The organism is Micromonospora yasonensis, from assembly GCF_026013475.1.
In the GTDB taxonomy this organism is placed as follows: domain Bacteria; phylum Actinomycetota; class Actinomycetes; order Mycobacteriales; family Micromonosporaceae; genus Micromonospora; species Micromonospora yasonensis.
Genome location: NZ_JAPDPH010000032.1, coordinates 19,128 through 46,050 on the forward strand (window position 1 = coordinate 19,128; position 26,923 = coordinate 46,050).

Annotated in this window: 23 protein-coding genes; 10 read left to right on the plus strand and 13 right to left on the minus strand. The window is 70.0% G+C overall.

Going from position 1 to position 26,923, the window contains the following annotated elements:
• Nucleotides 1-206: 206 nt before the first annotated feature.
• The 3 genes from ONA70_RS09875 to abc-f all read right to left on the minus strand — a co-directional run bounded on the left by ONA70_RS09875 (nt 207) and on the right by abc-f (nt 5,190).
• Nucleotides 207-1,418, minus strand: coding sequence for an ROK family transcriptional regulator (locus ONA70_RS09875; RefSeq protein ID WP_319956639.1), 1,212 nt, complete (start codon nt 1,416-1,418; stop codon nt 207-209).
• Between the two features lie 398 nt (nt 1,419-1,816).
• A complete protein-coding gene (locus ONA70_RS09880) occupies nt 1,817-3,478 on the minus strand; it encodes an ABC-F family ATP-binding cassette domain-containing protein (RefSeq protein WP_265006053.1) in 1,662 nt (553 codons plus the stop codon).
• A gap of 74 nt (nt 3,479-3,552) precedes the next feature.
• Nucleotides 3,553-5,190, minus strand: coding sequence for a ribosomal protection-like ABC-F family protein (gene abc-f, locus ONA70_RS09885; protein WP_265006054.1), 1,638 nt, complete (start codon nt 5,188-5,190; stop codon nt 3,553-3,555).
• 723 nt (nt 5,191-5,913) lie between these two features.
• Between abc-f and ONA70_RS09890 the strand changes: the two genes are divergently transcribed.
• Entirely contained in the window at nt 5,914-6,432 is a 519-nt protein-coding gene (locus ONA70_RS09890) for an SRPBCC family protein (RefSeq protein ID WP_265006055.1), read from the plus strand.
• Between the two features lie 62 nt (nt 6,433-6,494).
• Here ONA70_RS09890 and ONA70_RS09895 read toward each other — a convergent pair whose 3' ends face one another.
• Together ONA70_RS09895 and ONA70_RS09900 are read right to left on the minus strand one after the other, a co-directional pair.
• Complete coding sequence (locus ONA70_RS09895) at nt 6,495-7,601, minus strand: hypothetical protein (RefSeq protein ID WP_265006056.1); 1,107 nt, start codon at nt 7,599-7,601, stop codon at nt 6,495-6,497.
• An 82-nt stretch (nt 7,602-7,683) separates the two neighbouring features.
• On the minus strand, nt 7,684-8,283 hold the full coding sequence (locus ONA70_RS09900; protein WP_265006057.1) for a hypothetical protein: 600 nt from the start codon (nt 8,281-8,283) through the stop codon (nt 7,684-7,686).
• 346 nt (nt 8,284-8,629) lie between these two features.
• On the opposite strand from ONA70_RS09900, the gene ONA70_RS09905 reads away from it, so the two are divergent.
• From ONA70_RS09905 to ONA70_RS09915, 3 genes are all read left to right on the plus strand, one after another.
• Complete coding sequence (locus ONA70_RS09905) at nt 8,630-9,001, plus strand: PadR family transcriptional regulator (RefSeq protein WP_265006058.1); 372 nt, start codon at nt 8,630-8,632, stop codon at nt 8,999-9,001.
• 36 nt (nt 9,002-9,037) lie between these two features.
• The gene (locus ONA70_RS09910; protein WP_265006059.1) at nt 9,038-9,937 is read left to right on the plus strand and encodes a permease prefix domain 1-containing protein; all 900 of its coding nucleotides are present in this window, start codon (nt 9,038-9,040) and stop codon (nt 9,935-9,937) included.
• 89 nt (nt 9,938-10,026) lie between these two features.
• On the plus strand, nt 10,027-10,575 hold the full coding sequence (locus tag ONA70_RS09915) for a YceI family protein (RefSeq protein WP_265006060.1): 549 nt from the start codon (nt 10,027-10,029) through the stop codon (nt 10,573-10,575).
• Between the two features lie 80 nt (nt 10,576-10,655).
• On the opposite strand, the gene ONA70_RS09920 is transcribed toward ONA70_RS09915, so the two are convergent.
• Entirely contained in the window at nt 10,656-11,069 is a 414-nt protein-coding gene (locus tag ONA70_RS09920; RefSeq protein WP_265006061.1) for a DUF2267 domain-containing protein, read from the minus strand.
• A 692-nt stretch (nt 11,070-11,761) separates the two neighbouring features.
• On the opposite strand from ONA70_RS09920, the gene ONA70_RS09925 reads away from it, so the two are divergent.
• A complete protein-coding gene (locus ONA70_RS09925) occupies nt 11,762-12,457 on the plus strand; it encodes a dioxygenase family protein (protein ID WP_265006062.1) in 696 nt (231 codons plus the stop codon).
• Between the two features lie 2 nt (nt 12,458-12,459).
• Nucleotides 12,460-12,801, plus strand: a complete 342-nt coding sequence (locus ONA70_RS09930; RefSeq protein WP_265006063.1) for a nuclear transport factor 2 family protein — start codon at nt 12,460-12,462, stop codon at nt 12,799-12,801.
• A gap of 431 nt (nt 12,802-13,232) precedes the next feature.
• Here the strand turns inward: ONA70_RS09930 and ONA70_RS09935 are convergent, their stop codons facing one another.
• The 4 genes from ONA70_RS09935 to ONA70_RS09950 are packed head-to-tail and all read right to left on the minus strand — an operon-like array spanning nt 13,233 to nt 21,340.
• Entirely contained in the window at nt 13,233-14,468 is a 1,236-nt protein-coding gene (locus tag ONA70_RS09935) for a TIGR02679 family protein (protein WP_265006064.1), read from the minus strand.
• Nucleotides 14,465-18,499, minus strand: coding sequence for a TIGR02680 family protein (locus ONA70_RS09940; protein ID WP_265006065.1), 4,035 nt, complete (start codon nt 18,497-18,499; stop codon nt 14,465-14,467). Before ONA70_RS09940 ends, ONA70_RS09935 begins: the two co-directional genes overlap by 4 nt.
• The gene (locus ONA70_RS09945) at nt 18,496-19,713 is read right to left on the minus strand and encodes a TIGR02678 family protein (RefSeq protein ID WP_265006066.1); all 1,218 of its coding nucleotides are present in this window, start codon (nt 19,711-19,713) and stop codon (nt 18,496-18,498) included. The genes ONA70_RS09940 and ONA70_RS09945 overlap by 4 nt, the downstream gene beginning before the upstream one ends.
• A 46-nt stretch (nt 19,714-19,759) precedes the next feature.
• Nucleotides 19,760-21,340 (minus strand): TIGR02677 family protein, encoded by a 1,581-nt coding sequence (locus ONA70_RS09950; RefSeq protein ID WP_265006067.1) that lies wholly within the window; start codon nt 21,338-21,340, stop codon nt 19,760-19,762.
• A 232-nt stretch (nt 21,341-21,572) separates the two neighbouring features.
• Between ONA70_RS09950 and ONA70_RS09955 the strand changes: the two genes are divergently transcribed.
• The gene (locus tag ONA70_RS09955) at nt 21,573-21,884 is read left to right on the plus strand and encodes a hypothetical protein (RefSeq protein ID WP_265006068.1); all 312 of its coding nucleotides are present in this window, start codon (nt 21,573-21,575) and stop codon (nt 21,882-21,884) included.
• On the plus strand, nt 21,881-22,282 hold the full coding sequence (locus ONA70_RS09960; protein ID WP_265006069.1) for a hypothetical protein: 402 nt from the start codon (nt 21,881-21,883) through the stop codon (nt 22,280-22,282). Before ONA70_RS09955 ends, ONA70_RS09960 begins: the two co-directional genes overlap by 4 nt.
• Before the next feature lie 346 nt (nt 22,283-22,628).
• Here ONA70_RS09960 and ONA70_RS09965 read toward each other — a convergent pair whose 3' ends face one another.
• Both ONA70_RS09965 and ONA70_RS09970 read right to left on the minus strand, forming a co-directional pair.
• Nucleotides 22,629-24,197 (minus strand): hypothetical protein, encoded by a 1,569-nt coding sequence (locus ONA70_RS09965; RefSeq protein WP_265006070.1) that lies wholly within the window; start codon nt 24,195-24,197, stop codon nt 22,629-22,631.
• 9 nt (nt 24,198-24,206) lie between these two features.
• On the minus strand, nt 24,207-25,304 hold the full coding sequence (locus tag ONA70_RS09970) for a Nif3-like dinuclear metal center hexameric protein (RefSeq protein WP_265006071.1): 1,098 nt from the start codon (nt 25,302-25,304) through the stop codon (nt 24,207-24,209).
• A 310-nt stretch (nt 25,305-25,614) separates the two neighbouring features.
• On the opposite strand from ONA70_RS09970, the gene ONA70_RS09975 reads away from it, so the two are divergent.
• Nucleotides 25,615-26,007: a DUF2294 domain-containing protein gene (locus tag ONA70_RS09975; RefSeq protein ID WP_265006072.1), complete on the plus strand. Its 393-nt coding sequence runs from the start codon at nt 25,615-25,617 to the stop codon at nt 26,005-26,007.
• Nucleotides 26,008-26,092: 85 nt separating this feature from the next.
• Here the strand turns inward: ONA70_RS09975 and ONA70_RS09980 are convergent, their stop codons facing one another.
• The gene (locus ONA70_RS09980) at nt 26,093-26,554 is read right to left on the minus strand and encodes a GlcG/HbpS family heme-binding protein (protein WP_265006073.1); all 462 of its coding nucleotides are present in this window, start codon (nt 26,552-26,554) and stop codon (nt 26,093-26,095) included.
• A 128-nt stretch (nt 26,555-26,682) separates the two neighbouring features.
• Between ONA70_RS09980 and ONA70_RS09985 the strand changes: the two genes are divergently transcribed.
• On the plus strand, nt 26,683-26,923 hold a 241-nt coding region (locus tag ONA70_RS09985; RefSeq protein WP_265006074.1), incomplete at its 3' end, for a hypothetical protein.

The following is a 26,923-nucleotide window of genomic DNA, read 5'->3' on the forward strand; positions in this document are numbered from 1 at the left end:
GTCAAGAGCCCGAACATAAATACCTCCTCAGGGTTGATGAGGGTGGTGATACGACAAATTGGCTTCTGCCACAGGCCGTTGCCGGCGGATTCCTCGGGCCGCATGGTCGCCGGGTTCACTGCCCACATCCAAGCGGTCCGGCAAGTGCCGCGTTTGCCACGCACCTCGCACAAGCCTCGGTGGCGTCGCCGAGACGTGACGCTCCCCTACTCGGCGTTGAGATCGTGGAGCGGCGCGTACTCGTCGAGCGCCACCAGCGCCACCCCGACGGCGGCCGCGCCGTGGGCAATCCGGGCGGTGTCGACTTCCAGCCGCCGGTCGCGGATGGACAGCTTCTGCCGGGCCAGGGCCGCGCGAGCCGGCCCGAGCAGATACTCGCCCAGATCGGCAAGCTCGCCACCGATGACGATCCGCCGCGGGTCGAGCAGGGGCACCACCATCCCGAGTGCCCGGCCGAGCAGTTCCCCACTCCAGTTCACCACCGCGATGGCGGCGGAATCCCGCCGGTCCAGCGCCGAGACGAGGCTGCCCACGTCGACCACGTCCGGGGCGACGGCACGGGCGCGGGCCAGCATCGCATTGACGGTGAGATACTGCTCAAGACAGCCTTGGCCGCCGCACCAGCAGGGTGGACCGATCGGATCAACGCTGACGTGCCCGATCTCGCCGGCGGTGCCCGAGGCACCGCGAGCGAGCGCGCCGTTGATCACCACGCCGCCGCCAACACGGTGGGACAGGGCGACGTACACCAAATCGGCACGGGCTGACAGCTCGACCGCACGCAGCTCCGCCACGGCGGCGAGCCGGATGTTGTGGTCCCAGATCACGGGTACGCCGAGCGCCGCCCGCAGACGATCGACGACACCGGCGACAACCGAATCACCAGCCGGGTCTCCGGAGTCGATCTCCGGATCGGGGTGGTGCCCCCAGAGCCCAAGCCCCGCCGCCGCAAGCCCGTCGAGTTCCAGCTTGTGTGCGGCTGTGACGCTCTGGAGCAGTGCGAGAGCGGTGTCCATCCGTGCCGGCAGTCCACGGTCGGCCACGACCGGTTCGGTGACATGGGCGAGCACGGAACGCCCGATGTCGGCCACCGCGACGCTGATGTGACCACGACCCAGCTCAACCCCGACCGCCGACGCGGCACGCGGGTTGAGCCGGATGAGCGTGGTCGGCCGTCCCCGATTCGACGCCGGTCGCTGGGCGTCGTCGACCACGGCACGACGCCGGACAAGATCGGCGACGATGGCCGACATCGTGGTCCGGGAGAGTCCGGTGGCATCCTCCAGCTCTCGCCGAGAGCAGGGGCCGCGCTCGACCAGGATGGTCAGCACCCGCAGTTCGTGCTTCCGCCGCAGTTTGCGGAGCACCCCGTCGTTGCTCACCGAGCCGATCCCCCGTCTCCAGGCTGACTTGGTCATTCCGCCGCTCGGGGGCAGGAGAAGCCGCGCCTGCGCCCGGCCACGACTACACCAGAGCTCGCGGCAAGATTACTCGGCGTCTCGCTACAGGTTCCGGCGAGAACACCATCAGCCCACCTGGCCCTGCCGGTACCGCACGGCTCGCCGCAGTCGACACCATTCCCCAAGATCTTCTGCTCCTGTACCGACGGTGGGATCGACTTGCCCGGCATCGACAACGGCCTCTTCCTGCACACCGCCTCCCACGTAGCGCGCTTCCGCGAGACACGGCAGCTCCGGCACATCCGCGGCCGACGTCACGCAGATGCCCCGAACCCAACCTCAGGGCAAGCACAACGTGGTGAAGAAGATCGAGCGTGCCGCCGGGGTCGACGTGCCGTGAGGAGAAGGGCACATGCCTATGCGCTGTTCTCGACAGTTGAGGGCATTGTGGAGGTCGTGGTAGGCACGGTGGCACGTAGACGGATCTCGCGCCCGTGCCACCTGGAGCGCAGCCACCGGTCGTGGCTGGCGACCACGACGGCGCCGGGGCTGCCGCCGAGGGCGCCCTCCAGCTCGTCGCAGAGTTTGGGCGAGAGGTGGTTGGTGGGCTCGTCGAGCAGCAGCAGATCGGGTGGGTCGGCCACCAACAGGGCCAGGGCGAGCCGGCGTCCCTGGCCGACCGACAGCTCGCCGACCGGCCGACGCGCGTCGTGGGCGGTGAGCAGGCCGAGGTCGTCCAGCGGTACGGCGTCGGCGCGCACATTGCCCAGGACGTCGGCGAAGGTTTCCTCGGCGGTGCGCTCGGGCCGATCGAACACCGTGTCCTGTGCCAGTACGCCGATGCGCAGACCGGGGCGGTGCCGGACGTGATCGCCCAGGTCCAGCCGGCCGGCGAGGACGGCGAGGAGCGTGGATTTGCCCGCACCGTTGGCGCCGGTGACCAGCAGCCGGTCGCTGGCGGTGAGGTCGAGATGGTCGAGGGTGAGTCGGCCGGGTATCCGCACGTGACGCAGGCTGATGAGGGTCCCGTCGGCGGTGGCGGTGGCGAGCGCGGTGGCGCGGAACCGCAGCGGTTCGGGTGGTGCCGGGACGGCGGTGCGTTCGAGGTCGTCGAGCCGGCGGCCGGCGGCGCGTACCCGTCGGGCGATCTGGTTCTGCACCCGGCCGGCGGTGTGGCCGTAGCCCATCTTCTCGTTGTCGCGCCGGTCCCGGCCCGGCGCGACCTCGTGCGCGGTCACCGCGACCTGCCGGCGCAGCTCGGCCAGTTCCTCCTGCTGTTCGGCGTGGCGTCGCTGCCAGCGCTCCCGCTCGTTGCGTTGGTGAGCCAGATAGTCGCGGTAGGTGCCGCCGAAGCGGACCGGGCCGGCGACAGCGGGGTCGAGGTCGATCAGGTCGGTGCACACCGCGTCGAGGAAGGCCCGGTCGTGGCTGGCTACGACGACGGCTCCGGGCAGGTCCCGCAACTGCTGTTCGAGAAAGGCCGCCGCGGCGTCGTCGAGGTGGTTGGTGGGTTCGTCGAGCAGCAGTGCCGAGGGCCGGCGGATGAGCAGGGCGGCGAGCGCGAGCCGGCCGCGCTGGCCGCCGGAGAGCGCGGCGAGCGCCCGTCCCGGTGCCATCTCGCCGAGACCGAGTGCCGCGAGGACCATGTCGGCGCGTCGTTCGGCGTTCCAGGCGTCGATGTCCTCGGCACGGTCGAGCAGATCGCCGTAGGCGGCGAGCAGCCGGTCGTGGTCGGCTGTGTCGTCGGCGGTGCGGGCGAGCTGATCGGCGAGCCGGTCAAGGTCGGTGAGGACGGCACGGGCCTCGCGCAGGGCGTCGTCGCGCACGTCCGCCACGGTCGCGGTCGGGTCGTAGGGGGCTTCCTGGGGCAGGTATCCGAGGTCTGGTGGCCGTACAACGGCACCGGCGTCCGGTTCGTCCGCACCGGCGAGCAGGCGGAGCAGGGTGGATTTGCCGGTGCCGTTCTCGCCGATCAGGCCGATCCGGCGGCCGGGGGCCGCGGTAAGCGACACCCCGTCCAGCACGCGCCGGCTGCCGAGGGTACGGACGAGGTCGTGAGCGAGGAGTGCCTCGGGCATGGAGGGGTCACCTTCGGGGTACCCCGGGCCACCAGCCGGCACGGCCGGTGGCCCGGAGGGGGCGGAGTCGGTGGTCAGGCGCGGTCGGGTGCGGGGATTTCGCGCAGGTGGCCGCCGTCGAGGCGGAGCCACCGCTGCACACCGATGTCGGTGAGGAACCGTTCGTCGTGGCTGACCACCACGAACGCACCCCGGTACGCGGTGAGGGCGCTGGCCAGCTGGCCCACGCTGACCAGGTCGAGGTTGTTGGTGGGCTCGTCGAGCAGCAGCAGGTGGGGTGCCGGCTGGGCGTAGAGGACGCAGGCGAGGGTGGCGCGCAGCCGTTCGCCGCCGGAGAGCACGCCGACCGGGAGGTGGGCCCGGGCGCCGCGGAACAGGAACCGGGCGAGCAGGTTCATCCGTTCGGCCTGCGGCCGATCGGGGGCGTACGCGGCGAAGTTCTCCGCAACCGTCCGGTCGAGATCCAGCAAATCCAGGCGTTGCGACAGGTACGCGACACGGCCGTCGGCGCGGTGCACCTGCCCGGCGTCCGGGTCGAGGTCACCCTGCAACAGGCGCAGCAGAGTGGACTTGCCGGCGCCGTTGGGGCCGGTCAGCGCGATCCGCTCCGGTCCCCGGATGGTCAGGTCGACGCCGTCGCCGGCGAAGACGGCCCGGTCGCCGTGGTGGACCTGCATACGCTCGCCGGCGACCACGGTGCGGCCGGCGGGAACGGCGGTGTCGGGCAGGTCCAGGGTCAGGGCCTGGTCGTCGCGCAGCGTCCGACTGGCCTCGTCGAGCCGGGTCTGGGCCTCGCTGACCCGGTTGGCGTGCGCCTGCTGCGCCCGGCCGGCCGACTCCTGGGCGCTGCGCTTGAGCCCACCGGCGACGATGCGGGCCAGGCCGGCGTTGCCGAGGTTGCGTGCGGCGTTGCTGGCGCGGCGGTCGGCCCGCTCCCGGGCCTGCTGCATCTCCCGCTTCTCCCGCTTCACGTCCTGCTCGGCGCTGCGCACGGTCCGCTCCGCCGCCTCGCGTGCCACGCGCGCCGCCTCCTCGTACGCGGTGAAGTTCCCGCCGAACAGGCGCATCTCACCACGGTGGAGCTCGGCGATACGGTCCATCCGGTCCAACAGGACCCGGTCATGGCTGACCACCAGCAGACACCCCGACCAGCCCTCCAGCACCTCGTACAGCCGGTGCCGTGCGTCGATGTCGAGGTTGTTGGTCGGCTCGTCCAGCAGCAGCACGTCCGGACGCCTGAGCAGCTGCGCCGCCAGGCCGAGGGACACCACCTGCCCGCCACTGAGAGTGTGCAGGCGCCGCTCCAACGCCACGTCGCCGAGCCCCAGCCGGTCGAGTTCGGCCCGGCTGCGCTCCTCCACGTCCCAGTCGTCCCCGACGGCCGTGAAGTGCTCCTCCGCCGCGTCACCCGCCTCGATGGCACGCAGTGCCGCGAGCGCCGCGTCGATCCCGAGGACCTCCGCGACGGTCAGGTCACCGGCCAAGGGCAGGTTCTGCGGCAGGTAGCCGAGAACACCCTCGACCGTCACGCCGCCACCGGTCGGGGTGAGGTCGCCCGCGATCAGACGGAGCAGGGTCGTCTTGCCCGCGCCGTTGGGCGCGACGAGGCCCGTGCGGCCGGGCGGCACGGTAAAGGACAGATCCCGGAAGACCGGAGTGTCGTCCGGCCAGGAAAAGGACAGGTTCGTACAAACAATGCAGACGTCAGACATCGGGAGACACCCTCGAAGGAGAACCGGGGGACGCGACAAACGCCCCGGTCGGGCAGACAGGTCTACGACAAGACAGGCCATCGCCGGCACAGGCCGGCAGGCGGCCGGGGCCGCTCACCCCGAGATGTCGTCGTCCCCCGTCACCATGATCCGCTCCTCACACGCTCATCGCGGTCTCCGCCGCGGTACCAGCCTAACAACTTCCTGAGTGCCACCGGCACGCAACCGCCTCGCGCCCAAGGGTGACCGATGGGCTCAGTTCTCCATGATCGGCGACCGGCCCTGCCGAACGCGAAGGGGAACGGGCCGGGGAGTACGCCGCGGTGCGGCTGTTCGCGGACCGCGCCGCCGACGTGGCGCCGGGGTTCGCGGTGAACGCCGGCACGGTCGCGGCGGTGCTGCGCATCTGTCGTACGCTCGACGGCCTGCCACCGCACCGCGGCACGGCCTCATACGGCGGAGAGGCGGGGTGCCCCGCGCACCCGGCCTCTCCCCTCCCGGCTGGGCACGTGGCGGATCGGCGGCGGGCCGGCCCGGACAGCAAAGGTGAAGCGTCCACCTGCCCATCACGCGCAGCGGGATCGCGTCGGGGTAGCGGTGGCACGGTGCGGGTTCCGCCCACACGACCGATGAGTTCCGCCTCGCCGCGTGGTCTGCATGGTGGCAATGTCCCTTCCGCGCCTGCGGAAGGCCCGAGATGGAATGCCAAGGAGCGTGCACACCGTGAACCAGGAGAACGTGATTGCCACCCTGACTGTCGCCGTTCCCGCCGCCAGGGTGTTCACGGTGCTGGCGGACCCGACGACCCATTCTGCGATCGACGGCACCGGCTGGGTTCAGGAACCTGTCGACCGGGCGCCACTGACCGAGGTGGGGCAGGTTTTCCGGATGGACATGTACCACGCCAACCATCCAGACGGTGACTACCAGGTGGTCAACAAAGTGCAGGTGCTCGACCCGCCGCGCGCCATCGGCTGGCTGACGGGGCAGGACAAGGGCGACGGTGACCTGGAGTTCGGCGGCTGGATCTGGCGTTACGACCTTGCGCCGCTCGGTCCATCCGAGACTGAGGTCACGCTCACCTACGACTGGTCGGCGGTGCCGCAGTTCATCCGCGAGCGCGGCATCCAGTTCCCGCCGTTCGGCCCTGAACATCTCGCCAACTCGCTGCGCCACCTGGCCGAGCTTGCCGCGCCGGCGCCCCGGCCGTCTTCACCATCCGCAGATACGACCGCAGATTAGTGTTCGAGCCGTTGACACGGCGGATCTCGAACTGCATCCACGGCGAGAACTTCTGCGGATCTTTACGGTGCGGTGAGCGGGGCCGACAGTCCGTCGGTGGAGGAACGGGGGGTCAGCCGGCTCGTGGTCGGGACCAGCGCCGGGAAGCCGAGGTTGGCCAGGCGGCCCCGAACCTGGTTCTCGGCTTGGCAGTCGGTGGTGCAGGTGGTCGGCGGGTTGGCCACCTCGGTGGCGTCCTCGCCGGTGACCATGCCCATCCGGCCCCCGCTGGCGACGTCCCAGACACTCATCGCGCCGCAGTGATCCTGCGTCTCGGCGAGACCGAGGGTGTTGGTGAAGTCGGGCCCGCAGGAGGTCTGCCGGATCCGGGTGGCGACCTGAGCGCTGTCGCGGAGGATGAGTTTCGGTGCGGCGTCGCTGGCGATGTTGACCCGCGGCGTGACGCGCACGCAGAAGGTAGACGCCGGCCCGGTCTGCACGTCCTGGCATTCGGAGCCGAGGAACTCGCCGAGGTGGGCCCGGAAGTTCGAGTTGTCGAAATAGAAGACGTCATCGGCGAGCTGATGCACGATCCGGGTACGCGTGCCGTCGCCCCGGCGTGGCTCCATCTGGAAGATCCCGCCCTGAGCGCAGTCCTTGGCCTGGATCTTCATGCTCAAGCCGTTGGTGCCGGTGCGGGTGATCGTCATGTCCTCATCCCTGAGTTCCAGGCTGATGGCGCTGGTCAAGGTGAGGCCTCGGTGGTCGGGAACCTTGCCGGCGTACACCGGTGTGGGTCGCCCGCCCGTCATGTCCCCTTCGTTCCGGGCGCCGGTGAAGGTGTAGTTGTAGACCGCGAAGGTGGTCGGGTCGATCTCGAACCGGGTGTACTTGCCCTGCACGAGGAACCGGCTGGCCGGTGCGGGAACGGTCCCCCTGAAGCGGATGTCACTGCCGGTCTTGCCGAGCACCGTGTAGCTGCCGTCGCAGAACCTGGAACTGGCGGCCTGGGCGGCCGGCGGACCGACCGGCGACACGAGCGGGATCAGGATGCCGACCGCAGCGGCTGCGGCAGATGGTCCGAGCCGTGTCCGGTCTCGCGATAAACGCATGAGGAATGCCTTCCTTCGCCCGGGGCGGCCTACCTGTCCGCGCTTTCCGCTGGCAGAGGCCGCCTTCGATCGCGCCACGGTCCCGCGATCGTCGCTAACGCCGGGCTAGGCGAGCTTGAAGGCCAGGTTAAGGGCCGGAGGTGGGCGACCCGCGCTCCGCCTAGTTGGCGCCGTGGATCTTCGCCAGTTCGACAGCGAACTCAGCGTCGGTGAGCGCGCCACGCTGGTACTGCCGCGTCAACGCGTGGATGTCGCGCCGCTGGTCAGGGGTTAGGGCATCGCGGGCCGGGCATGTCCGGCTGACTCCGGCGGACGGACCCGTCGCCCGGGCACCGGCGGCGGAGGGCTGCGCCAGGCGACCGATGGACGCGGTCTGCTGGCGACGCTGCGCGTCGCGGTGGCATGCCTGCAGAGTTGCCAGGATCTCGTCATAGTGTTCCGGCCAGGTTGCCAGCCGACCCAGTTCGGGCCTGAAGGTGAACGGTCGGAAGAGGTCGCCGCGCTGCAGCGGGATCTGTATCAACACTCCGTCGGTTTGTTCGATGATGATCGCGGCACGGCCCATGTCCAGGCCCGCCATGCTGGCCGTGCCGCTGTGGATGTCCGATACCGACGCCCACGCCACTGTGGTCGTACGCAGAAGGGGCCGGGACCGGATGCCGCCGTCACTGACGTAGACCCCGAGCATCGCCCGCCGCGCCGTGACAGCGACGGCACCGGCCAGCCACGCCCCGGCGAGGATCGCCCACGGCGTCGGCATCCCCCCGCGCGAACATGATCACGATGAACGTAGCGAAACCAACTGCCTGGACCAGCCCCAGCACCGCGAATCCGGTCGCGATGTCGAGCGAGTACGGGCGCTGCCACCTACCCATGCCGCCATAGTGACCACCGGCGTCCAACCGCTGGCGCGGGTTGCCCCGGTCGGCAGGATCCACAGGCTACCGATGACCGGCGACCGGGTGTTGGTGGCCAACGACAAGACCTTCCGAGGCAACGACAGCCGGAATCGCCGGCGGGCCCGACCACACCCAGCTGATCTCACGACTGACGGGTGGTGTAACGAGTATCGCTGGACCAGTACTAGATCTGATAAAGTACTAGCCATGTTTGAGAGCAGCGGGAGTGACGCCGCCCTTCTCGGTGACGCCTTCGCCGCCGACCTGCTACGCGGACACACCGACACGATCGTGCTGGGGATCCTGCGCCGCGGTGACAGCTACGGCTTCGAGATCTTCAAGACGATCCGCGACGCGACCGGCGGGGCGTACGAGATCAAGGAAGCGACGCTGTACGCGAGCTACCGGCGCCTGGTCAAGGACGGACTCGTCGAGGCCTACTGGGGCGACGAGACCAAGGGCGGGCGGCGGAAGTACTACCGCATCACCGACGCCGGCCACGCCGTCTACCGCCGCAATGTCGCGGCATGGGTGGTCACGCGCGACCTCATCGACTCTCTGCTCGACCTCCGCGATTAACCCACCCCGGCAACCGGCCACCGGAAAGGCATCATCATGACCGCCTCGAACGGCACCACGCGCGGCTCCGCGACAGACATTCACCGCCTCCTCGACCAGGCCTTCGCCGGCGTCGAGATGACCACCGAACTCCAGGACCTGAAGGAGGAGATCCGGGCCAACCTGGTGGCCCGGGTGGCCGACTTCGAACGCGCCGGGCTCTCCCCGACCGACGCGACCGGCCGCGCGATGGCCGAGTTGGGCGACGTCCGATCGCTGATCGACGAGATGGAGACCGGGCCCGACTCGCCCGCCGCCGCGTGGGCACGTCACCGGGTCCGACCCAGGCCCGGATTCCTGGTACGCACAGTCGTCCTCGCGGCGATCGCGGTCGTCGCACTCGCCGTCCTCGTTCTGGCCGCGGTCGACGTCGCGGTGCCCGAGCCGGCGCAGCTCGCCGCGATCGTTGCCGTGGCGCTGCCCGTCGGCATCATCGTGGCCGACGCGCTGCGACAGGAGACCACCACCAACTACCCGATGCGCAGCTCCCGCGCCGCTGGGTACGGGGCCGCCACGGCTGTCGCCCTGGCCGGCGTCGGCTCCATCTGGCGGTACCTGAGCGAGACCGAGTTGTCCTGGCTGATCGGCGGTGCACTCGCCATCGTGGCCTCAGCCGTGGCGTTCACGTACCTCGGTGCCACGCAGACCAACCGCCACAAGCCGTGGGTGCTCCAACAACACGCATCCCACCACGACGTCGGCGACCGTTTCACGAACGACCCAGCCGCGGCCGCCCGGTTCGGCCTGTACACCCTCACACTCTGGCTGATCGCCATCGCGGCGTTCGCGGTGCTGGGCTTCACCATCGGCTGGGCATGGTCGTGGCTCGCCCTGGTCGGCGGCTTTGCGGCGATGATGCTCATGCTGGCGCGCATGCTGTTCGCGCCCCGGGACTGACCCGGCCCAACGGGCCAGGCGCTGCCGATCCGACGGACGAATTGCCCGACGTCGACTAGGCCGGTGGAGATTCCACGTACGCTGGGCGGGTGGCGATCGGAACCGGACGTTTGCGGTTCGGCGCGGACAACGGGCGCATGCTGCTGCGAACCGGCCGCACGGGCATCGGCTCGACCGTCGGACACGACCTGACCATCGAGGTTACCGACTGGTCGGTGGAGCTGGACGTTCCCGACACCGGGCCCGCCGACGCCACGGCGACGGCCCGCATCGAACTGACATCGCTGGCCGTGCGGGAGGGCACCGGTGGCGCGCGACCGCTGTCCGACAAGGACCGCGGCGAGATCGAGAACAATGCCCGGCGGACGCTGGACGTCGGTCGTCACCCGACGGCGACCTTCGAGTCCACCCGCGTGGTCACCCGCGACGACCATGTCACGATCAGCGGAATGCTCACTCTGCACGGGGTCACCGCTCCCATCGACGTCGAGGTGCGCGAGGTGACGCCGGGCCGGTACCGGGCCACCACGGTGGTGACCCAGTCGTCGTACGGAATCAAGCCGTACTCCGGGCTTTTCGGTGCGCTCAAGGTCCGGGACGACGTGGCGGTGAAGATCGAGGTCGGCCTCGGAGGCTGACCTGCGACCAGCCCGTCCAGTCGGCAGCGGCGTACCCGCATCCGACGCGGGTACACCTGCTCCTGCCTCGGCTGTGCGTGTTACGAGCCGGGGCGCCGCCCGCCGCCGGCGCCGACCGGTTCGATCGCCTGCGAGAACTCCTTCGGGAGCTGGGCAATCGTGTTCTCGAACTCGTCGCGGGAAACGGCCTCCCGTAGCGTGGTGAGCACCGCGCGGACCGCGGCGTCGGCGAGCGCACGGTCGACGTCCGGGCGATCCGCCACCCGCTGCACGAAGTCGTCGAACCCGAGCGACGACTTGACCTGTTCCTGTCTGAGCGGCTTGCGCAGGCAGCTGTCAAGCCCATCGGGAAGCTGGTAGGCAAGGTTCTCGGCCTGGCCGGCGCTGATCCGATCTGCCAATGTCTCCAACGTCGCGCCGGTGATCGTCGCCGCCTGATCGGTCGACACCTTTGCCCGTGTGGCCACGGCGTTGATGAAATCCTCGTATTCCACCTGATTCTCCCTCCGGCCGGATCCTCGTCGAACCGCTGCCGACGCAGCACATCGCTCCGCCGAGCGAACGACTACCTCGACAGCCTGCTGGGACGAGGGGTGACCCCGCCTCATCCCCATCGGGCGAATCACCAAGGCGCCCCGGCGGCGGTATCCTCGATATTCCAGTGGAACAGGACGAGCAGGCGATGTGTGGCAAGGCTGCACCAGCGCGGCTACGAGGTCAGCCGCAATCGAGATCGCCGTGCGGGAGTGGGTCAGGCAGGCTGAGCTCGACGCGGGTGCCCGCAGTAACAGGTTGACCAGTGATAAGCGGTGTGCCCGCTCCTGTGGTCGCAAGAAGCGCACCATGATCTCGCCGGAACCACTCTCGCGGACCGATGGTCGAACTGTTCCCGCTGCAGAACGAGTTCGCCGCTCGTCACACCCTGCAACACCCGGCCGGCGGCAAATGAGTGCGGACAGCGCCAACTTCGGTGACCCCGAACCGGCGTGAGTGCAACTAACGGCGGTTGATCTTCGCAACCAACCGGGGACGATCAGCAGGTGCGTGAGCACCGCTGCGCCCTCCGGCTCGAAGTAGTCAGGTGTCTCGTCTGCCATCACCGCTCCCCTGGGTAGAAGCATCGGTTATGCGGGTGGCGGGCGGCGAACCGCGGGTGCCGCAACGAACGGCGGACCATACTGGCACGGTGGAGGAGGAGGACCTCGTCGAACTACTGGCCTCGACCGGAGTCACCTGCCGGTTGTTGGTCGAGCAGACGCAGGGCCCATACCACCGAGCTGTGCATCCCGAGCGTCGGGAGATCACCGAGGACCGCGATGGCCTCCCGCTGCGCCTCGGGCTACGCCTACTGGCGGCGGACGCCACCACTCCCCTCGCGGACGTCCTCGTCGAGGTCTGGCAGGCCGACCACGTGGGCCGATACTCCGGCTTCCAGCCATTCGAAGCGAGGCCGGGACAGGTGGTCACCTCGGAGTCGGTGCCGCACGATGTGATCGCCGCCGGTGAGACGTATCTGCGGGGCAGCCAGCGCACCGACGAGCGCGGGATGTGCGCGTTCAACACGATCTACCCGGGCTGGTACGCCAGCCGCACCGTGCACATCCACCTCATCGCGCACCTCGGCGACTGCTTGGTGACCACGCAGCTCTACTTTCCCGACACGGTCACCGACGAGGTTTTCAGTCGCCCGCCCTATCGAGGCCGGCCGCAGCGCGACACCACCAACGCCACTGACAGCATCTTCGCCGACGGCGGTGAGCAGATGATCCTGGACCTGCAAGGGGACCCGACGACCGGCTACACCGGGGTCCTCTGCGTCGTCCTCGACCGGCAAGCACGACCTGCCTCGGCTGCGGGTCCTTCGGCGGAAAGCGACGGTTGATCGTGGCCAGCACGGAGCAGATCAGGGCCACCATCGAGGCTCACCTCGCCGCCGTCGGCGCCGCCGACGCTACCGCACTGGCAGATCTCTACACACCGGATGCCCGTCTGCATGACCCCGCTGGCGGATCCCCAGTCACCGGCCGAACGGCCATCGAGCAGCACTTTGCCGGCGTACTCACCGAGCAACGGGCAATAGAACTCGTTATGGTGGCGATCGCCGACCACCACGCCGCGTTCCACTTCCGCGCCACACCAGCCGACGGCCCCACCAGAGAGGTCATCGACACCATGACCTTCGACGACCAGGCCATGATCACCTCAATGCAGGCGTACGCGAGCTAACACCAACCCCGGTCGGAGTGACCTGCGTGACCTGCCGTCCGGCTACATGCGAGGAATCGCTCCACCGAGGCCGCGAATGCTGAGGGGTCGTCCACCCAGGGAAATGCCCAGCCCGTGGCTGCGCCACCAGCTCGGCATTGCACAGGAGCGCAGCCTGTCTGCCAGCTGGCGTACCGCTGTGCAGGTCGGCCAGATGCCATACACGCCGACCAAATCAGCACGGGCGCCGGGAGCGCCGCGAGCCGCACCGGCAGCGCCGGATCCGGTTCGAAGCCGCCGTAGAAGCCGTCCGTGGCGGGCTGGGCAGAACTGATCCGGCTCGGCGGCCGCCTGCGCCCGTGCTGCGGCATTCCACTCGCTTGGCTGGCATCCGCGGATCGGGAAAGATCGACCGCGAGGTGACTCACGTGCGGACTCGACTGCGGCAGCTCTCAGGGATTGGGCGACGTGGCAGCGATATTCGCCCGTGTCGCCATGTCGGCGAGGAGTGAGTCCACCACTACTTCCTCGAGCAACGCGATTCCGTGTGTGCGCACCGCCGCAGCCAAGCGCGGGTCCCAGGGCGTGTTATCGACTCGACCGACTGGTGGGCCGGCGGCCGGAACGGCGCCTAGGTAGTCCTCGGCGTGGAGCAGCCATGGTTGGGCGTTCGTCTTGCTCATCACGTGGGCGGCGATCCGGAGGCCGTCCCCGTCGAAGTCTCCGTGATACCGCAGCTGGGCGCCGGTGGCGGCGATCCCGCATAGCAGCATGATCGCGGCTGTGCTGGGCCAGCCTGCGGTACAGACCAGGGGTGGGCAGGCGACGCCGAAGCGATGGAGGGCAAGGGCCACGACCGACGGGTTCTCGACGACGAAGACCGGCCCGCGTAGCTGGCCGACGGGATGGTGGCGGAGCTGGGCGAGGGTGACCAGGGCTGCTTGGCCGGCGTCGGCCCAGGTGTGTAGGCCTTGCGCGAGTGGGCCGTCGCCGGCGGGTCGTAGCCCGGCGACCAGGACGTTGGTGGACAGTTCGTCGCAGGCGACGCCGGAGCGTTCCCACAGTTGTCGGCGGCTTTCTGCGTCGGTGGGTGGCTCTTCGTTGTGCAGGGTCGCGAGGGCCCGCAGGGTCAGTTTGCCGAGTCGGCTGTTGTCGTCGAGGGCGTGCGAGTCGCCGGTGAGCTGGGCGGCCAGCATTGGCAGGGGTTCGCCGGCTGCGGGTAGTGCGGCTAGGATCGCGAATGCCTGTTCCAGCAGGTGGCGGGTGGTGGAGGTGTCACCTGCGGCGAGGCCGCCCGCGCGGGTGCGGTCGAGCCAGGTGAGTAGGGCAGGCTCTGCGACGACGGCGGGGTGTTCCCGTGCCCATTGCCACAGGTCGGCGCGTTCGGTGGCGCGTTGGCGGCGTTCCCTGGCCCGGTTGGTGATCAGACCGCCGATCGCCTCCACTACGCCTCTGGTGTCCAGTCCGGTGGCGGCTCGCAGAAGCGCGTCGAGTGTTCGAAGGGGGACGGTCATCTCCGGGTTGGGGGTGTGGGCGAGGCCGAGGAGGTCTGCCAGTGCGGCCCGCTCATCCGGTTGCAGTCCGCGCAGCGATAGCCGGGTTACTGGGCCGTCGGTGGCTTCGAACCGGCGTCGCGCCTCGGCCCAGAGTGGTGCGAGTTCCGGGCGGTCGAATCGGGTGGCGCTCATCGGTCGTCGGCGAGGATGTCGTGGCCGGTCCAGACGAAGCGGGCGGTGGTGACGGCGTCGTCGCCGTCTTCTGTGCCGGCGATCAGTTGGTGGATGGCGATGCCGTCGACTTCGGCGTAGGTGCACCATTCTTGGTCGGAGGTGAGCAGGAGGTCGAGGTCGAGGGCTTTCAGTACGCCCATCAGCTGGCCGCGGTTGGTCTGGTCGACGCCGACGAAGACTTCGTCGAGGAGGATCAGCCGGGGTGCGGAGGGTGCGGCCTGGTAGTGGGCTCCGGCGGCGGCGAACAGTGGTAGGTGCAGCACGATGGCTTTCTCACCGCCGGATTTGGCGCCGTGTTGGCGGCGGGTGACGGGTGACCAGTCGCCGGTGGTGGAGCGGATCTGGACGATGAATCGGTGCCATTGTCGGTAGTCGAGGGCTTCGCTGAGTTGCTGTTCCCAGCCGTCGGTGGAGCTGGTGTTGCGGATGTCGTCGATGCGGGCGCGGAAGAAGTCGTGCAGGGCGGTGCGTTGGGTGTCGGTCAGGAGCGCGGGGTCTTGCAGGAGAAGTTCGCGGGCTTGCCGTAGGCGGGGGTCGAGGTCGGTGTTGACTTCCCAGATCAGTCGGACGCCGAGGCCGGACGCGGTGCGTACTTGTTCGAGTTGGGTGCTGGTGTCGCGGACGAGGTCGGCGGCTTGGCGGATGCGTAGGGCGACGTGGCGGCGAGTGTCACCGGTGAGGGTGCGGTCGAACAGTTGCCGTTCTTCTTCGGTGAGGTGGGCGCGCATGTCGTCGCGTTCGGCTTCGAGCCGGTGTACGAGGGCGGTGGGGGTGGTCGGCAGGCCGTCGACGGTGGCGGTGACGACCTGCACGTCGCACTGCTCGTCGGGGGTCATGGACAGGTCGGCGTATCCGGCCAGGGAGGCGGTGATGACGTGTAGGACGTTGCCCAGTTCGCCTTCGTCCTGGCGGAGGTGGCGGGGGCCGTGGGCGAGGTTGCCGATTTCGTCGGCGAGCTGGCGCGCGGTGTGCAGGGTTGCGGTGACGGCGCCGACGCTGGACAGGTCGGTGGTGAGGGCCGCGTCGGGGCCGAGGAGGTCGGCGAGTCGGGTCAGCTGGGCGGTTGCGGTGTCGCGGGTAGTGCTGGCGTGGTCGCGGTCCTGTTCGGCTCGTTCGGCGCGGGCGTTGAGGTCGTGCAGTTGGCCGATGAGGGTGTCGTGGCGGGGGCGCAAGGCGTGCAGCTCGCGTTTGAGGTTTTCCATGTGGTTGCGCAGCTGGTGCACCTGGTCGAGGACTGCCCGATACTCGACACCGACGGTGCGTTCCACCGCCTCGAGCCGGGCTGCGAGACCGGCGGCGGTCTCCTCTGCGGTCTCGGCGCGGATTGCTTCTTCTTCGGCGAGGGTGGCAGCGCGGTCGGCCGTGTCGCGGGCGTCGTCGCGCCGCGCTGCGGTGTTTTCCTCACGGTCGCGGTCGGTCAGCCAGCCGTCGGCTGCTTGCCGCAGGGTTCGCAGCGCGCTGGTGAGGTGGTCAAGGTCCGCGGCAGCGGTGGGGAGGCCGTGGCGGGAGCCGACGAGGGTCAGTTCCCGCAGCGCGGCGCGAGCCGCGGCGTCCGCGGAGGCTAATTCGTGGCTGGCCTCGTCGAGGAGGTCTTGTGTGCTGGCGAGTTTCAGCTCGGCGCGGCTGACCTGTTCGGCCGCGTGTGCGACCAGGCGGTGGTCGGGTCGCGCCGCGAGTTCGGTCTGCAGGGTGTCACGGCGCTGGGTCAGGTGTCGGGTGATTTCGCTGATCTGGGCGCGTTCGCTGTCGAGGTCCGCGATCTGGTTGGTCAGCTCGTCGATCTGCCGGCGTCGGTTGCGTTCCCGGGCTGCTGCGCCGAGGTATTCGACGTCGGGTTTGCTGGCGTTGCCGTAGAGCGGGCCGAGTCGCCAGCTGCCGTCGGCGCCGATTGCGGCGACGTGGTGGGGTGGGGTCGGTCCGAACGCCACGCTGGCGAGCGTGGCGGCGACCAGCGGTGCTGGTACGGGTGCCCGCTCGTCGGGGGCGAGAATGGCGAGCAGGGATTCGTGGGGTGCGGGTAGGGCGGTGGCGGCAGCGAGGTAGGTGTCGTGGCCGCGACGGTCCGAGGTCACCGACCCGTCGGGCCAGATCCAGGCGTCGAGCAGGCCGGACGCCTCGAGGGCGGCTTCCACGGCGGTCTGTACTGGGGGTGGTACGTCGCCGCGCCAGTCGACCAGGCGCCAGAGGGGACCACCGGGCCGCTCCTGGCGGGGTGCGCTGCGCCGCCGCGGCGGTGTCGGCTCGGGGGTTGTGGTGGTGGACAGTTCTGTCAGCCGCGCCGCGAGGGGTTGTCGCCGTTGGCGCAGTTCGGTGTCGCGGGTCTGCTGTGCGGCCTGGGCTGCGGCGAGTTGTTCGCGGACGGTGGCTGCCAGTTCGCTGAGCAGGGTACCGAGGGTGGTTTCGTCGTCTGCCAGGTCCGCGAGTTCGCCTGCCCGGTCGGTGAGGGGCAGCACCTCGCATGCCGATGCCCATCCGGTGACGCGGTCACGTAGGGCGGCCACCTCGTCGTCGTAGGTGCGGGTGAGCTGTCGCAGTGTGGTGTTGGCGGCGTCGCGTTCGCGGGTTCGTCGTTCTCGCCTGTCCTGGGCCTGGGCGCGGTCGGTGACTGCCCGCTGGTGGACGGTTAACGCGGCGCTGACTGCGGCGATCTCTTCCTCACGACCGCGGACGATGCCTCGCAGGAGGTGCCGGGCCCGCTCGGTGGTGTCGGCGGCGAGGGGTTCGATCAGGGTGGCCATTCCGGCGGCGAGTGCCGCGGAGGTGGTGTCCCGCCAGGATCTGCTGGTCTGGGCGGCCGTGGTGGCGACCTCATCGCCGAGGCGCGCGGCGTTTTCGGCGGCGCGGGACGCGTCGGCGCGTCGGTTGTCCGCCGCCCTGCGGGCATCGGCGGCGGTTCGCTGGGCGGCGGCCGCCTCCCGCCGTAGATCGTCGAGCTGGCGGCCCTCTCGGTAGGCGTCGCTGTCGCGGAGCCCGCCGATGCGTTCCTCGGTGACGGTCTGTTCGCGTTCGTTGGCGGTGATGGCCGCGCTTACCTGCGCCAGCTCGTCGGCGGCGACGGCGTGGTCGTGGCGGCGTTGGCGGGCGTCGCGGGTGACGTTGTCCAGCTGGGTGGTCGCGGCGATGACATCGGCCGCGCCACGCCGCAGGGCACGCCGGGCGTAGCGCTGCTGGCGTTCGGCCAGCCGCCGGGCGGCGGTGACTTCCTCGTCGAGGCGGGCGAGGCGTTCGCGTCGCCGGTCAAGCTGCTCGAAGCCTTCGGCGATTTCGGCCAGGTCGGCGGCGTCCAGCGGCGGCAGGGCTTTCGAGAGCACTTCCGACAGGGCGTCGGGGTTGAGGTGCTCGGACAGCTTCGGGGTGCGCAGTTGCAGCAGCGTTGCGATGAGCGCCTCGTACTGCGTCTCGCTGAGCCCGCGGAACAGGGTTTCCCGCACGGCGCGCCGGTAGGACTCGGCGCCGGCGTGCACGCTGCTGCCCTGATCGCCGAGTGCCTGGTTCAGGTCTTGGCGGGTCAGGGGAACGTTGCCGTCCTTGACCAGGGACAGGCCGCCGGGCTCGCCCACGCGCAGCACGGTGGTGAAGTAGGTGGCGTCGACGGTGCGGGTGTTGGTCGATGCTGCCAGCCGCGCGCCGCAGGTGAACCATTGATCGTCGCCGCCGTGCCCGAACTCCAGCCACACGTAGCCCACTCGGGTGGTGTGCGGGTAGCCGTCGCCCATGAGGTTCCAGTGCATGGTGCGCTCGGACCCGCCGAACGTGGACAGCCGTGCTGGGCGCAGGTTCGCATCCAGCAGGTATGGCAGCAGCAGCTCCAAAGCTTTGGACTTGCCGGTGCCGTTGGGTCCGCGCAGCAGCAGCCGGCCGTGGTGGAAGGTGAACACTTCGTCGTAGTAGCGCCAGATGTTGAGGACACCGGCGCGGGTGGGCTGCCACCGGTCGGCGCGCAAGTCGGGGTTGCGCGCGCCGACGGCCGGCAGGGTCAGGAGGGTCACCGGCGGCTCCTTTGTGCGGGCGTGACGACGGTGGGTTGGCTGACCGCGTAGCGGGCGGCGGCGGGAAGTGCCCGGACAATCCCGCCGTCGTGGTCGATGAGCCCGAACCGGGCAAGCAGCGCGAGGGCTTCACCAGCCAAACGGTCGGGTCCGCCGTCGGAGCGGTAGGTTCGTGCCCACCCGGGTACGGCCGTGAACCGGTCGGTGAGCTGCCGGATCAGCTGCTCCTCGCCAACGGGGTCGGGGTGGGCGGCGAGGATGGTGTCGAGCAGTAGCAGCGCCGCCTGCCCGGCGACGCTGCCGCCGGCGGGGAACTTCTCGTCGGTCGCGAGGGCGTCCGGGTCGGCGGTCAACATGCCTTCGGCGCGTTCTTCGAGGATCATGCCGGCGTCGGCGACCGCGGTACGCAGCATCCGACGACCGGTGATGCTGTTCGCGTAGGCGCGTTGCGCGTCCGACAGGTCAGCGAAGTAGACCACCGGGTCGTCGAGAAGTTTGCGGACGATGGAGTGGCGCAGCCACCGGTTGCGCTGCTCGTCGGACACGTCAGCGGCGGGGTCGTCGGCGCCGCCGTAGCGCGGCTCGTGGACCAGGGCGCCGATGTCGCCGTCGGGCAGCCGCGACGGGGCCTGCCGGGCGGCGAGGAGCCGGACGAGTCGGCCGCTGTCGACCCGGTAGAGCACTTTGGCGTCGGTCTGCTGCAGGTAGGCGTCGGTGCTGCCGTCCACGGCGGTGAGCACACCCAACTCCTCCAACATCAGCAGCGCATCGACGTAGGCGCGGCGGTCGTCGTGCCGGGAGCTGTCGAAACCGGCGATGTCGGGCTCGGCGGCGGACGCGTGGGCGAGCCGTTCCGCGATGATGCCGATCGTGGTCACCGGCCCGCCGAGCAGTTCGGCGGCCACCAAGCAGAGCAGGGTGTAGCGGCGCCGGTCGAACGGGGTGCGCGCGCCGCGGGGGCGGCGCGCGGGCCTGTCGACCGGTGGGCGGGGTGAGGTCTTCATCAGCCGCGCGTACCCGGCGCGGGGTTCGACGATCAGCCGCCAGCCGGTGTGGGTGTCGAACCAGGTGACCAGCTCGGCGCGGTGCCTGACCACGAGGGCGAAATCGGTGCCGGTGTCGCGGGTGAGCAGGGGGCGGGCCAGGAGCGCGCGGATCGCTTGGGCCCGCTGCGTCGCCCGTTCCCGGTCGAGTTCGCTGCGCAGGTCACTCACGTGCAGGCCCCTCCGGCAGCCGTCCGAGTCGGCGCGCCGCACCTGGTCATGCGCTCGCCTCCGCGCCCGCCCGGCCGATGGTGGCGGATCCTGGCGGGCTCGCTTCCCTGATCGATACCAGCAGGTCCGGGGCGGACAGCACACCGTGCGGTGTGCGCAGCACGGCCCGCCCAGCGGCGTCGACGTCGGTGAGGGTCACGACCAGGCGGCCGTCAGCGGTCGCCGCCTGCCGCACACCGTCACGCTGCGGGGCGGACAGCGCCCGCGACAGCAGCTCCAACAACCGGGCGAAGCTACCCGGGTCAAGCTGCGCGAACGCTGACAGCCGCACCGGCCCGGGGGTGGCCAGCTGCGCCCACGCCCGTTCCAACTCCGCCCGCTGCGCGACCACCCGCTCGCGGCGCAGCCGGCGCACGTCGGCGGTGTCGCGGACGCGGGCGGTGCGGGCGACCTTGTCCACCTGGCCGATGGTGCGCAGCAGCGGCGACACCGGTACCGCCGGGGCGTCCCACCACGAGACGGTGGCCGGCACGGCGGTCGGGTCATCGGGGGTGAGGTGGGTGTGCCGAGCGGGCCACAGCCCGAACGCGGCCGACCACAGCTCGTGGGCGGTGTCGTCGGAGTCGCTGGTGGCGAACCAGCGGGCCAGGGCACGGAAGTCGGCGGCGGTGCTGGTGCCGCGCCGCCGGCTGTCGGTCAGCCGCTCCAAGGCCCGCATCAGCGCGACGATCGCCCGTCGCGCCACGTCGGCGAGCTGGTCGATGCGCGGGCTGGCGCCGTCGGCGGGTTGGAACCACGCGCACAGCCCATCCCACCGGGCGGCCCGCTGCTCCAGCCAGCGGGGTGCGGGGTCGTCGCCGCCGGGCAGGGCCGGCAGGTCAGCGCCGCGCAGGGCGCGGTGGTGCAGGATGGTGACACCGCGCTGTTGGATGCGGGTCACCGCGGCACCGATCGTGTGCCGGCGGGCGTCGAGGTTGGTGACGAACTCCGACAAATAGGCGATGGTGGCCTGCTTGACCTCGGCGAACGTGGCCGGGTCGGTACCCTCGGCGCGCAGGAGCCGCTGCAGTTGGCCGTTGAACTGTTTCGTGCTGGCCCGCAGGCCGGCGAGGTGTCCCTCCAGTTCCATCAGCGCGGCGTACACGCGCCGGTCGGGGCTGGCGTCGGCGGCGAGGAGGTCGTGCAGCTCACCGAGCCGGTCGAGGATCGCGTCCAGGACGGCGGTCTGCAGGGCGCCCGTCGAGGACAGATGCTGCACCGCATGCAGCACCCCCTCGTAGGCCGCCTCCCCCTTACGGCTGAGCGAGTAGTGCAGGTTACGCCGCTCGTACTCGGCCGCCGACGCGTAGTGGGCGGTGTGGTTCTGCGTCCGCTCGATCAGCCCGTACTTGTGCAACGCCCCGAGCGTGTAGTCCAGAGAACTGTCGGTGACCGGCTCGTACCAGCCGACACCCGGCAGCGCAGCGACGATCTCGTCGAAGGTCAGCGCGGCGACCAGCCGCTCGTGGGCGTCACCGAAGACCTGCATGACCGCGGTGTGCAGGTCGGCTCGGTCGGTGGTGGTGAAGGCGAACATGTCCGGTGGGATCTGGCGGAACGCCGACCGCGAGCGGGGAACTTCTACCATGCTGCCCTCCCTTCTGCTCGCGGTTGCGGACGTTTCAGGCTACCGGGCTGGCCCCGGCACCCGGCGGTAGTGCGGCGGCCGGGTGCGGCATGGGCCGGTCTGTGCCGGCGAGGGACGCCTGAGCTGCTGCTGGCACAGCTGCCCTGGTCGGTCCCACACCTGCCACGTTGATCAACCTGCTTCGACGGGTCGCTTGTTGACGGGCGATTCATACTTCACTAGGCTCGAATGTATGAGTCGGCGTGTGACGATCTCCGTCCCCGATGACGTGGCAGAACAGCTGGACCAGCTGCCCGCCCGCCAGGTTTCGGCGTACGTCACCGAGGCGCTGCGCCGGCGCCGGGTATCAGACGACATGCGCACCGCGCTGCGGACCGCAGGCCACCCCGAGTTCCCATACGACCCGATCCGCGCCGCACAGCGACTGGCCACCCGCCAGGTCACGCCGGAGGCCCGCGAGGCGGCCATCGCCCGAATCGCACAACTGCTGGGCCGCCCCGCCGACGAGTTGCGCTCGGAACTGGACCGGCGCTCGGCCGCGTGAGCAGGCCGTACTGGGTGCTCGACACCGGGGCGCTGCTGGCATATGTGCACGGAGTCCCCGCCGTCGGGGAGGCTCTGGTCGAGGTGGCCGACGCCGAGGGGACCGTCGCGCTGCCACTGGCCTGCCTGCTCGAGGCATACACCCTGCTAGAGCCAGACGAGCATGAGCTGCTGCGGATGCTGCGCCGCAGCCCAGCCGTACGTGCCGTCCTGCCCGCGCTGGAGCTCGACAGCGACGACGAGGCCCCGACCATCGGCAGCATGGCCCGGCACACCGGTCGACTCGGCGCCGGTCACGCCGCCTGGGTAGCGCTGATCAACCAGGCGGGCGTCATCACCTCGCGGCCCGACCAAATCCGGGTTGTCCTCGGCGACGACTGGGAGGTCCTAGAGGTCTGACCTCAACGGGGCTCCCCTCCAGGACGGACCGCAGCGACGGTCCGTCGGACGACTGGTCGCAGAGGCCGGACAGTTGTGTAACGCAGGCCCTTGCACGACTTTGCCCTGCTAAAACGGGTCATCGCAGGTGGAAGCAGGTGCTGTTGAACGCCGTTCAGCGCCGTTGACCGCCGCTCAGCCCCGTTCAGGCGCTCTGCTGCTCCCTACGCCTCCACTGATCCCGCCCTGCCACTGGCACTGCCGCGGCCCGCCACACGAAGGCTTCGGTGCTCGGCGTGAGGCCGGCGCTACTGCACGGTTCCGGTGGCAGCAGCGCCGGCACGTCCGGCGCCAATGATTCAGAGTGTCACCAGATGATGGCGGCGACCACCGCACTGACGACCAGTCCCGTGACTACGGGCAGGAACAGCTTTCGGGCGAGGTCCACCACGGACACCCCGCAGAATGTGGCGACGGCGATCAGCGACGACCAGATGACCAGAGTGCCCCCTCCGGTCCACGACGCGCCGTTCTGCGCGATGGCGGCAAGCGTGGCGGTGTCGACCCCGGCGTGGGGGCTGAGGGCCTCCGACAGCGAGCCGGTGAGCGGCAATCCGGCCCACCCCGATCCGTCGAGCCCGACCGTCATGCCGGCCAGCAGGACGGCGAGCAAGATGATGATCGGGTTGTTCGGAATGTGCTGCTCCACGCTGCGGATCGCGTCGAACAGAAATCCCGGCGCCGTCGTGCCCTCGGCCAGTCCCATGATGCGACCGGAGAAGTCCGAGATACCGATGAACACGAACCCGGCGATCGGAATGACGACGCCCATCGCCTTGAAGGCGAAGGATAGGCCCTCGACGACGTGCTCCGCGCAGCTCTCAAAGGCGCGGACCCCGTCGCTGGTGAGGGCAACCGCGAGGAGCAGCAGTGCCGCCAGGCCACCGACCAGCGGCGCGCCGGCGCCGTCGTCGACCGTCACCAGGTCGGTGAACCGACCGAGCAGCATGTAGACGAGCAGCGCACCAAAGGAGACGGGCACACCGACGGCGAACAGCTTCGCCCGCCAACCCCGGCCGCGTTCGTCGGTCGCGGCGTCGTCGAGCACGGCGTCGACGGGCGCCGCGCCTGGCTCCGCCAGCGCCTCCCGGGGTGGCTCCCTTGTCGCCAGCGCATGGCTGAGCTGATCGGAGGTGCCGCCCCCGGTGCTGGCCGCGGCTACGCCTGCCGGGGCGAGTTCGGCGCCGTGGGCGATGCTCGTGAGCATCTCGTCGCTGCGCTCGGCGGCCCCGGCCGGGGTGGGACGGCGGCGGCGCACGGTCAGCACGTAGCTCATCACCAGCGCGACGAGGCCGACGACCCACGACAGGATCAGGGCCCGGTCGGCGATCAGATCGGCAGACACGTTCGCGCCGCTTGCCGAGAGGCCGGGCGCGACGCCGATGACGTAGTCGGAGGCGAGTGCCATGCCCTGTCCGGCGATCGCGATCGCGATGGCCCCACCCATCGGGGACAGTCCCGCCCGGATGGCGGCCGGAAGCAGGATGGCCGCGATCAGCGCGAGAGTCGGCGTCGGCCAGAAGAACAGCGCGAAGACGTACGTGACGACGAACAGGACGACGTATGCGATCGGCCCGTTCACCATCAGCCGGCGGAACGGCGCCACCATGCGGTGCTCGGCGCCGATGGCTCGCAACGCGGCGAGCATCGCGGTGACGAGCGCGATGATGAGGAAGATGTTGAACAGCTCCGAGGCGGCCACCAGGCTGGCTCGGAACACCGATGCCACTCCCCCGGGGATGCTGCCGGTGAACGTCGCGGCGGTGAGGAACGTCGCGGCGATGGCAGGAACGACGACGTTTTTCCGGGCGACCATGACGATGATCAGGGAAGCCAGACCTGCCAGGTACACCCAGTGCGCTGGCGTCATTTCCATGGTTGTCTCCTAGCTTGCTTGCTCGGAGTGGCTGAGGGGTGTGGCCGCGACCGTCGTCGCGGCGGCGCGAGCGCGTACGGCCGCGGCGCGTGGCAGCAGGTGTTCCTGCGCCATCAACCGCCCGTACTCGCGCAGCGCGCCGGTGCCCACGCTGTTGATCGGGATCGAGACGACCCGGTCCCGGAACAGAACGACGTCGATGTTCGGCAGCAGGGCAGACAGTCCGAACGCCAGCGGAAGTCCGTTCTCGAAGATCTCCGAGGCGTGGGTGCTGCCCACCAGTACGTTGAGTCCGCGCGCGGCCGCGCTCGCCACCACAGGCGAGTCCTGGGCGGCCGCGCTGATGCTGAAGATGACCGTCGAGATGGCCGGGTGCTCCGCGAGCAGCTGGGCGAGCTGCTTCTCGTTGAATCCGGTGTGCGGAAAGGCGTGCAGGACGACCTCGCCGAGCGGGGCCTCGGGATCACCCGAGAGCACACGCATTCCCGGGGCCGTGGCGCTGTCCACCAGGTCGGCGCACTGGCGGAGGGCCCGTTCGCCGTCGAGGATGCGCCGGTCCAGGGACCGCTCCAGGCCGGCGTCGAGGCGGGCGAGAACGTCACCGATGGTGGTGACGCCCGGCAGCGGCCGGCCGACCATGACCACCAGCCCGTGTATCCCGTCGTAGGCAGGGTCGACGTAGAAGGGCCGATGGCCGTGGAGGTAGGCCATGCCGGGGTGCAGTCCATGGAAGGCCTCATGGCATTCCAGCACCGCGACACCGTAGAGGGAGAGATAGTCGGCGAGGGCCACCCCGCCGGAACTCGCTGCGTCCGCGATCGGGTGGTGTGCCACGATCGCGTCCACGCCGCTCGCGTACGCGAGTTCGATGTGATGCTCGGTGATGGTCATCGCGACGGCGAGTCGCCGCACCGGTTTGTCGGGCTCGCCCCACACCAGGCCGGGTCGCTCGGTCACCGCCTTGCCGGGAATTCCCGAGTCCTTCCTGATCACCCACGGGTTGTCGCCCCCTTCGGCGGCGGTGACCCGGCCGCCGGTCAACCCGTCGAGGGCCGCGACCACGTCGGCCACCGTCGGACAGGTCTCCGGCAACGCCTCGTTGCTCACGTGTCTGGTCCGCCTTTCCGCTGACGTCAGTGCCACAGGCACTGGATCTGGTGGCGGCGGAAGCACAAAGGCTGCCACCGCTCGGACTCGGCGGCGTGCGCACAGGCGCGCAGACCGCCAACCGCCATCGGCGACAGCTGTCGGGCTCTTCGGGACGGAAGTTCCCTAGACCGTTCGTCGGTTGAATCACGACGTCCTCGTCGGCCCGTACCCGTGGGACAGCGCTTCAGAGGTGTGTGTTATATACAGGCGTCCACCGTAGGGTGTCAAGATCTCGACCGGCCCGTCCGGCGCTCACTAGAGTCGCGCCATGGATCGCTCAGGCAGCACACCGCCGCGGACTTCCGGAGAGCTCAAGCAGGAGATTCTGCGCGTCTACAACGCCGTGAACCAGGGCATTGCCGGCGTCGGTGTGAGCCGGCAGCGAGTCGACCTCCTGGAGGACCGCATCCTCATCCTCGCCCAGCACCAGCGCGTCAAGGCGCTCGCGGCACTGGATTCCGCCCATCGCGACATCACCCGTGAGGTGGATGTCGCGCTGCTGGACGAGGGCAAGCGGCGGCTCGCCCAGGAGTTCAAAGAGAAGATCGGACTTGCGGTACGCGTGGTCCTCAAGGATTACGACCCGAGCACGGAGATCGCCGCGACCGTCGTGGTCCTCGACGCCCCGTTGGTTCTCACCGAGTCGCGACGCCACGCCTAGCGGCGAGCACGGTTCGATCACGAGGTCGTCGTCGACGTGCCGGGGGCGGGGGCGACAACGGCACGTCGACGACGACGAGGAATTGCTACGGCTGCCCGCCGAGTCCCAGTTCCGCGACGTGCTTCGCGAATGCCTCCAACGCCGCCGCGCCGACGGCCTTGTCTTGCTCACCGTTGCCGCCGCTGACCCCGACGGCGCCGACGATCTGGCCGTCGTACTCGATGGGGAAACCACCCACGAAGATCGCGAACTTTCCGGGGTACATGTGGCTGATCCCGAACGCCTCGTTGCCCGGCAGCGCCGGGCCGTTCGGCGGTTCGTTGAACTTGTGGGTGGCCCGCTCGTGTCCGGCCGCGGTGAACGCCTTGGCCATGGCAATCTCGACCCCGGTGAGGCGGGCACCGGGCAACCGGTGCAGTGCGAGCACATGGCCTCCGTCGTCGCAGACGCAGATCGTCTGCTTCACTCCGATCTCCTCTGCCTTCGCGCGAGCTGCGGCGAGCATGGGGAGCGCGTCGTCGAGCGTGATTCGGTAGATCCTGTGCACCTTGCCTCCTCTGCCCTACCAGCGGGCGGTCCGTGCGACCAGCCTGCCCGGGCACGGAGAGCGCCAACAATGGCTAGACTGCCGCGTTACGACGGGGGAAGCTTGTGCAACCTGTCCAAGGAGTTGTCATGGCTGACCCAGCGGGAGTACTTGTTCAGGACGGCCCGCCCGACGACGCGGAGCCGCAGCAACTGACGGTGGGTCGGCTGCTGCAGGAACGCCTGCTGCGCCCAGCGCGGCTGGCGGCCCCGGCCGAGACGCTCGGCACCGCCGTCACCTGGTGCCTGCCATGGGACGAGGTCCAGGCCACTGTCGGCCCCCTGCCCGGAGTTGTCGTCCATGCCCGGGCCGACCAGGTGCGGCTGGCGG

Coding starts and splice junctions, on each gene's coding strand:
- ONA70_RS09875 (WP_319956639.1), bottom strand. CDS start 1,418: ATGACCAAGTCAGCCTGGAGACGGGGGATCGGCTCGGTGAGCAACGAC.
- ONA70_RS09880 (WP_265006053.1), bottom strand. CDS start 3,478: ATGCCCGAGGCACTCCTCGCTCACGACCTCGTCCGTACCCTCGGCAGC.
- abc-f (WP_265006054.1), bottom strand. CDS start 5,190: ATGTCTGACGTCTGCATTGTTTGTACGAACCTGTCCTTTTCCTGGCCG.
- ONA70_RS09900 (WP_265006057.1), bottom strand. CDS start 8,283: ATGCCGACGCCGTGGGCGATCCTCGCCGGGGCGTGGCTGGCCGGTGCC.
- ONA70_RS09905 (WP_265006058.1), top strand. CDS start 8,630: ATGTTTGAGAGCAGCGGGAGTGACGCCGCCCTTCTCGGTGACGCCTTC.
- ONA70_RS09910 (WP_265006059.1), top strand. CDS start 9,038: ATGACCGCCTCGAACGGCACCACGCGCGGCTCCGCGACAGACATTCAC.
- ONA70_RS09935 (WP_265006064.1), bottom strand. CDS start 14,468: ATGAGCGCCACCCGATTCGACCGCCCGGAACTCGCACCACTCTGGGCC.
- ONA70_RS09950 (WP_265006067.1), bottom strand. CDS start 21,340: ATGGTAGAAGTTCCCCGCTCGCGGTCGGCGTTCCGCCAGATCCCACCG.
- ONA70_RS09955 (WP_265006068.1), top strand. CDS start 21,573: ATGAGTCGGCGTGTGACGATCTCCGTCCCCGATGACGTGGCAGAACAG.
- ONA70_RS09965 (WP_265006070.1), bottom strand. CDS start 24,197: ATGGAAATGACGCCAGCGCACTGGGTGTACCTGGCAGGTCTGGCTTCC.
- ONA70_RS09975 (WP_265006072.1), top strand. CDS start 25,615: ATGGATCGCTCAGGCAGCACACCGCCGCGGACTTCCGGAGAGCTCAAG.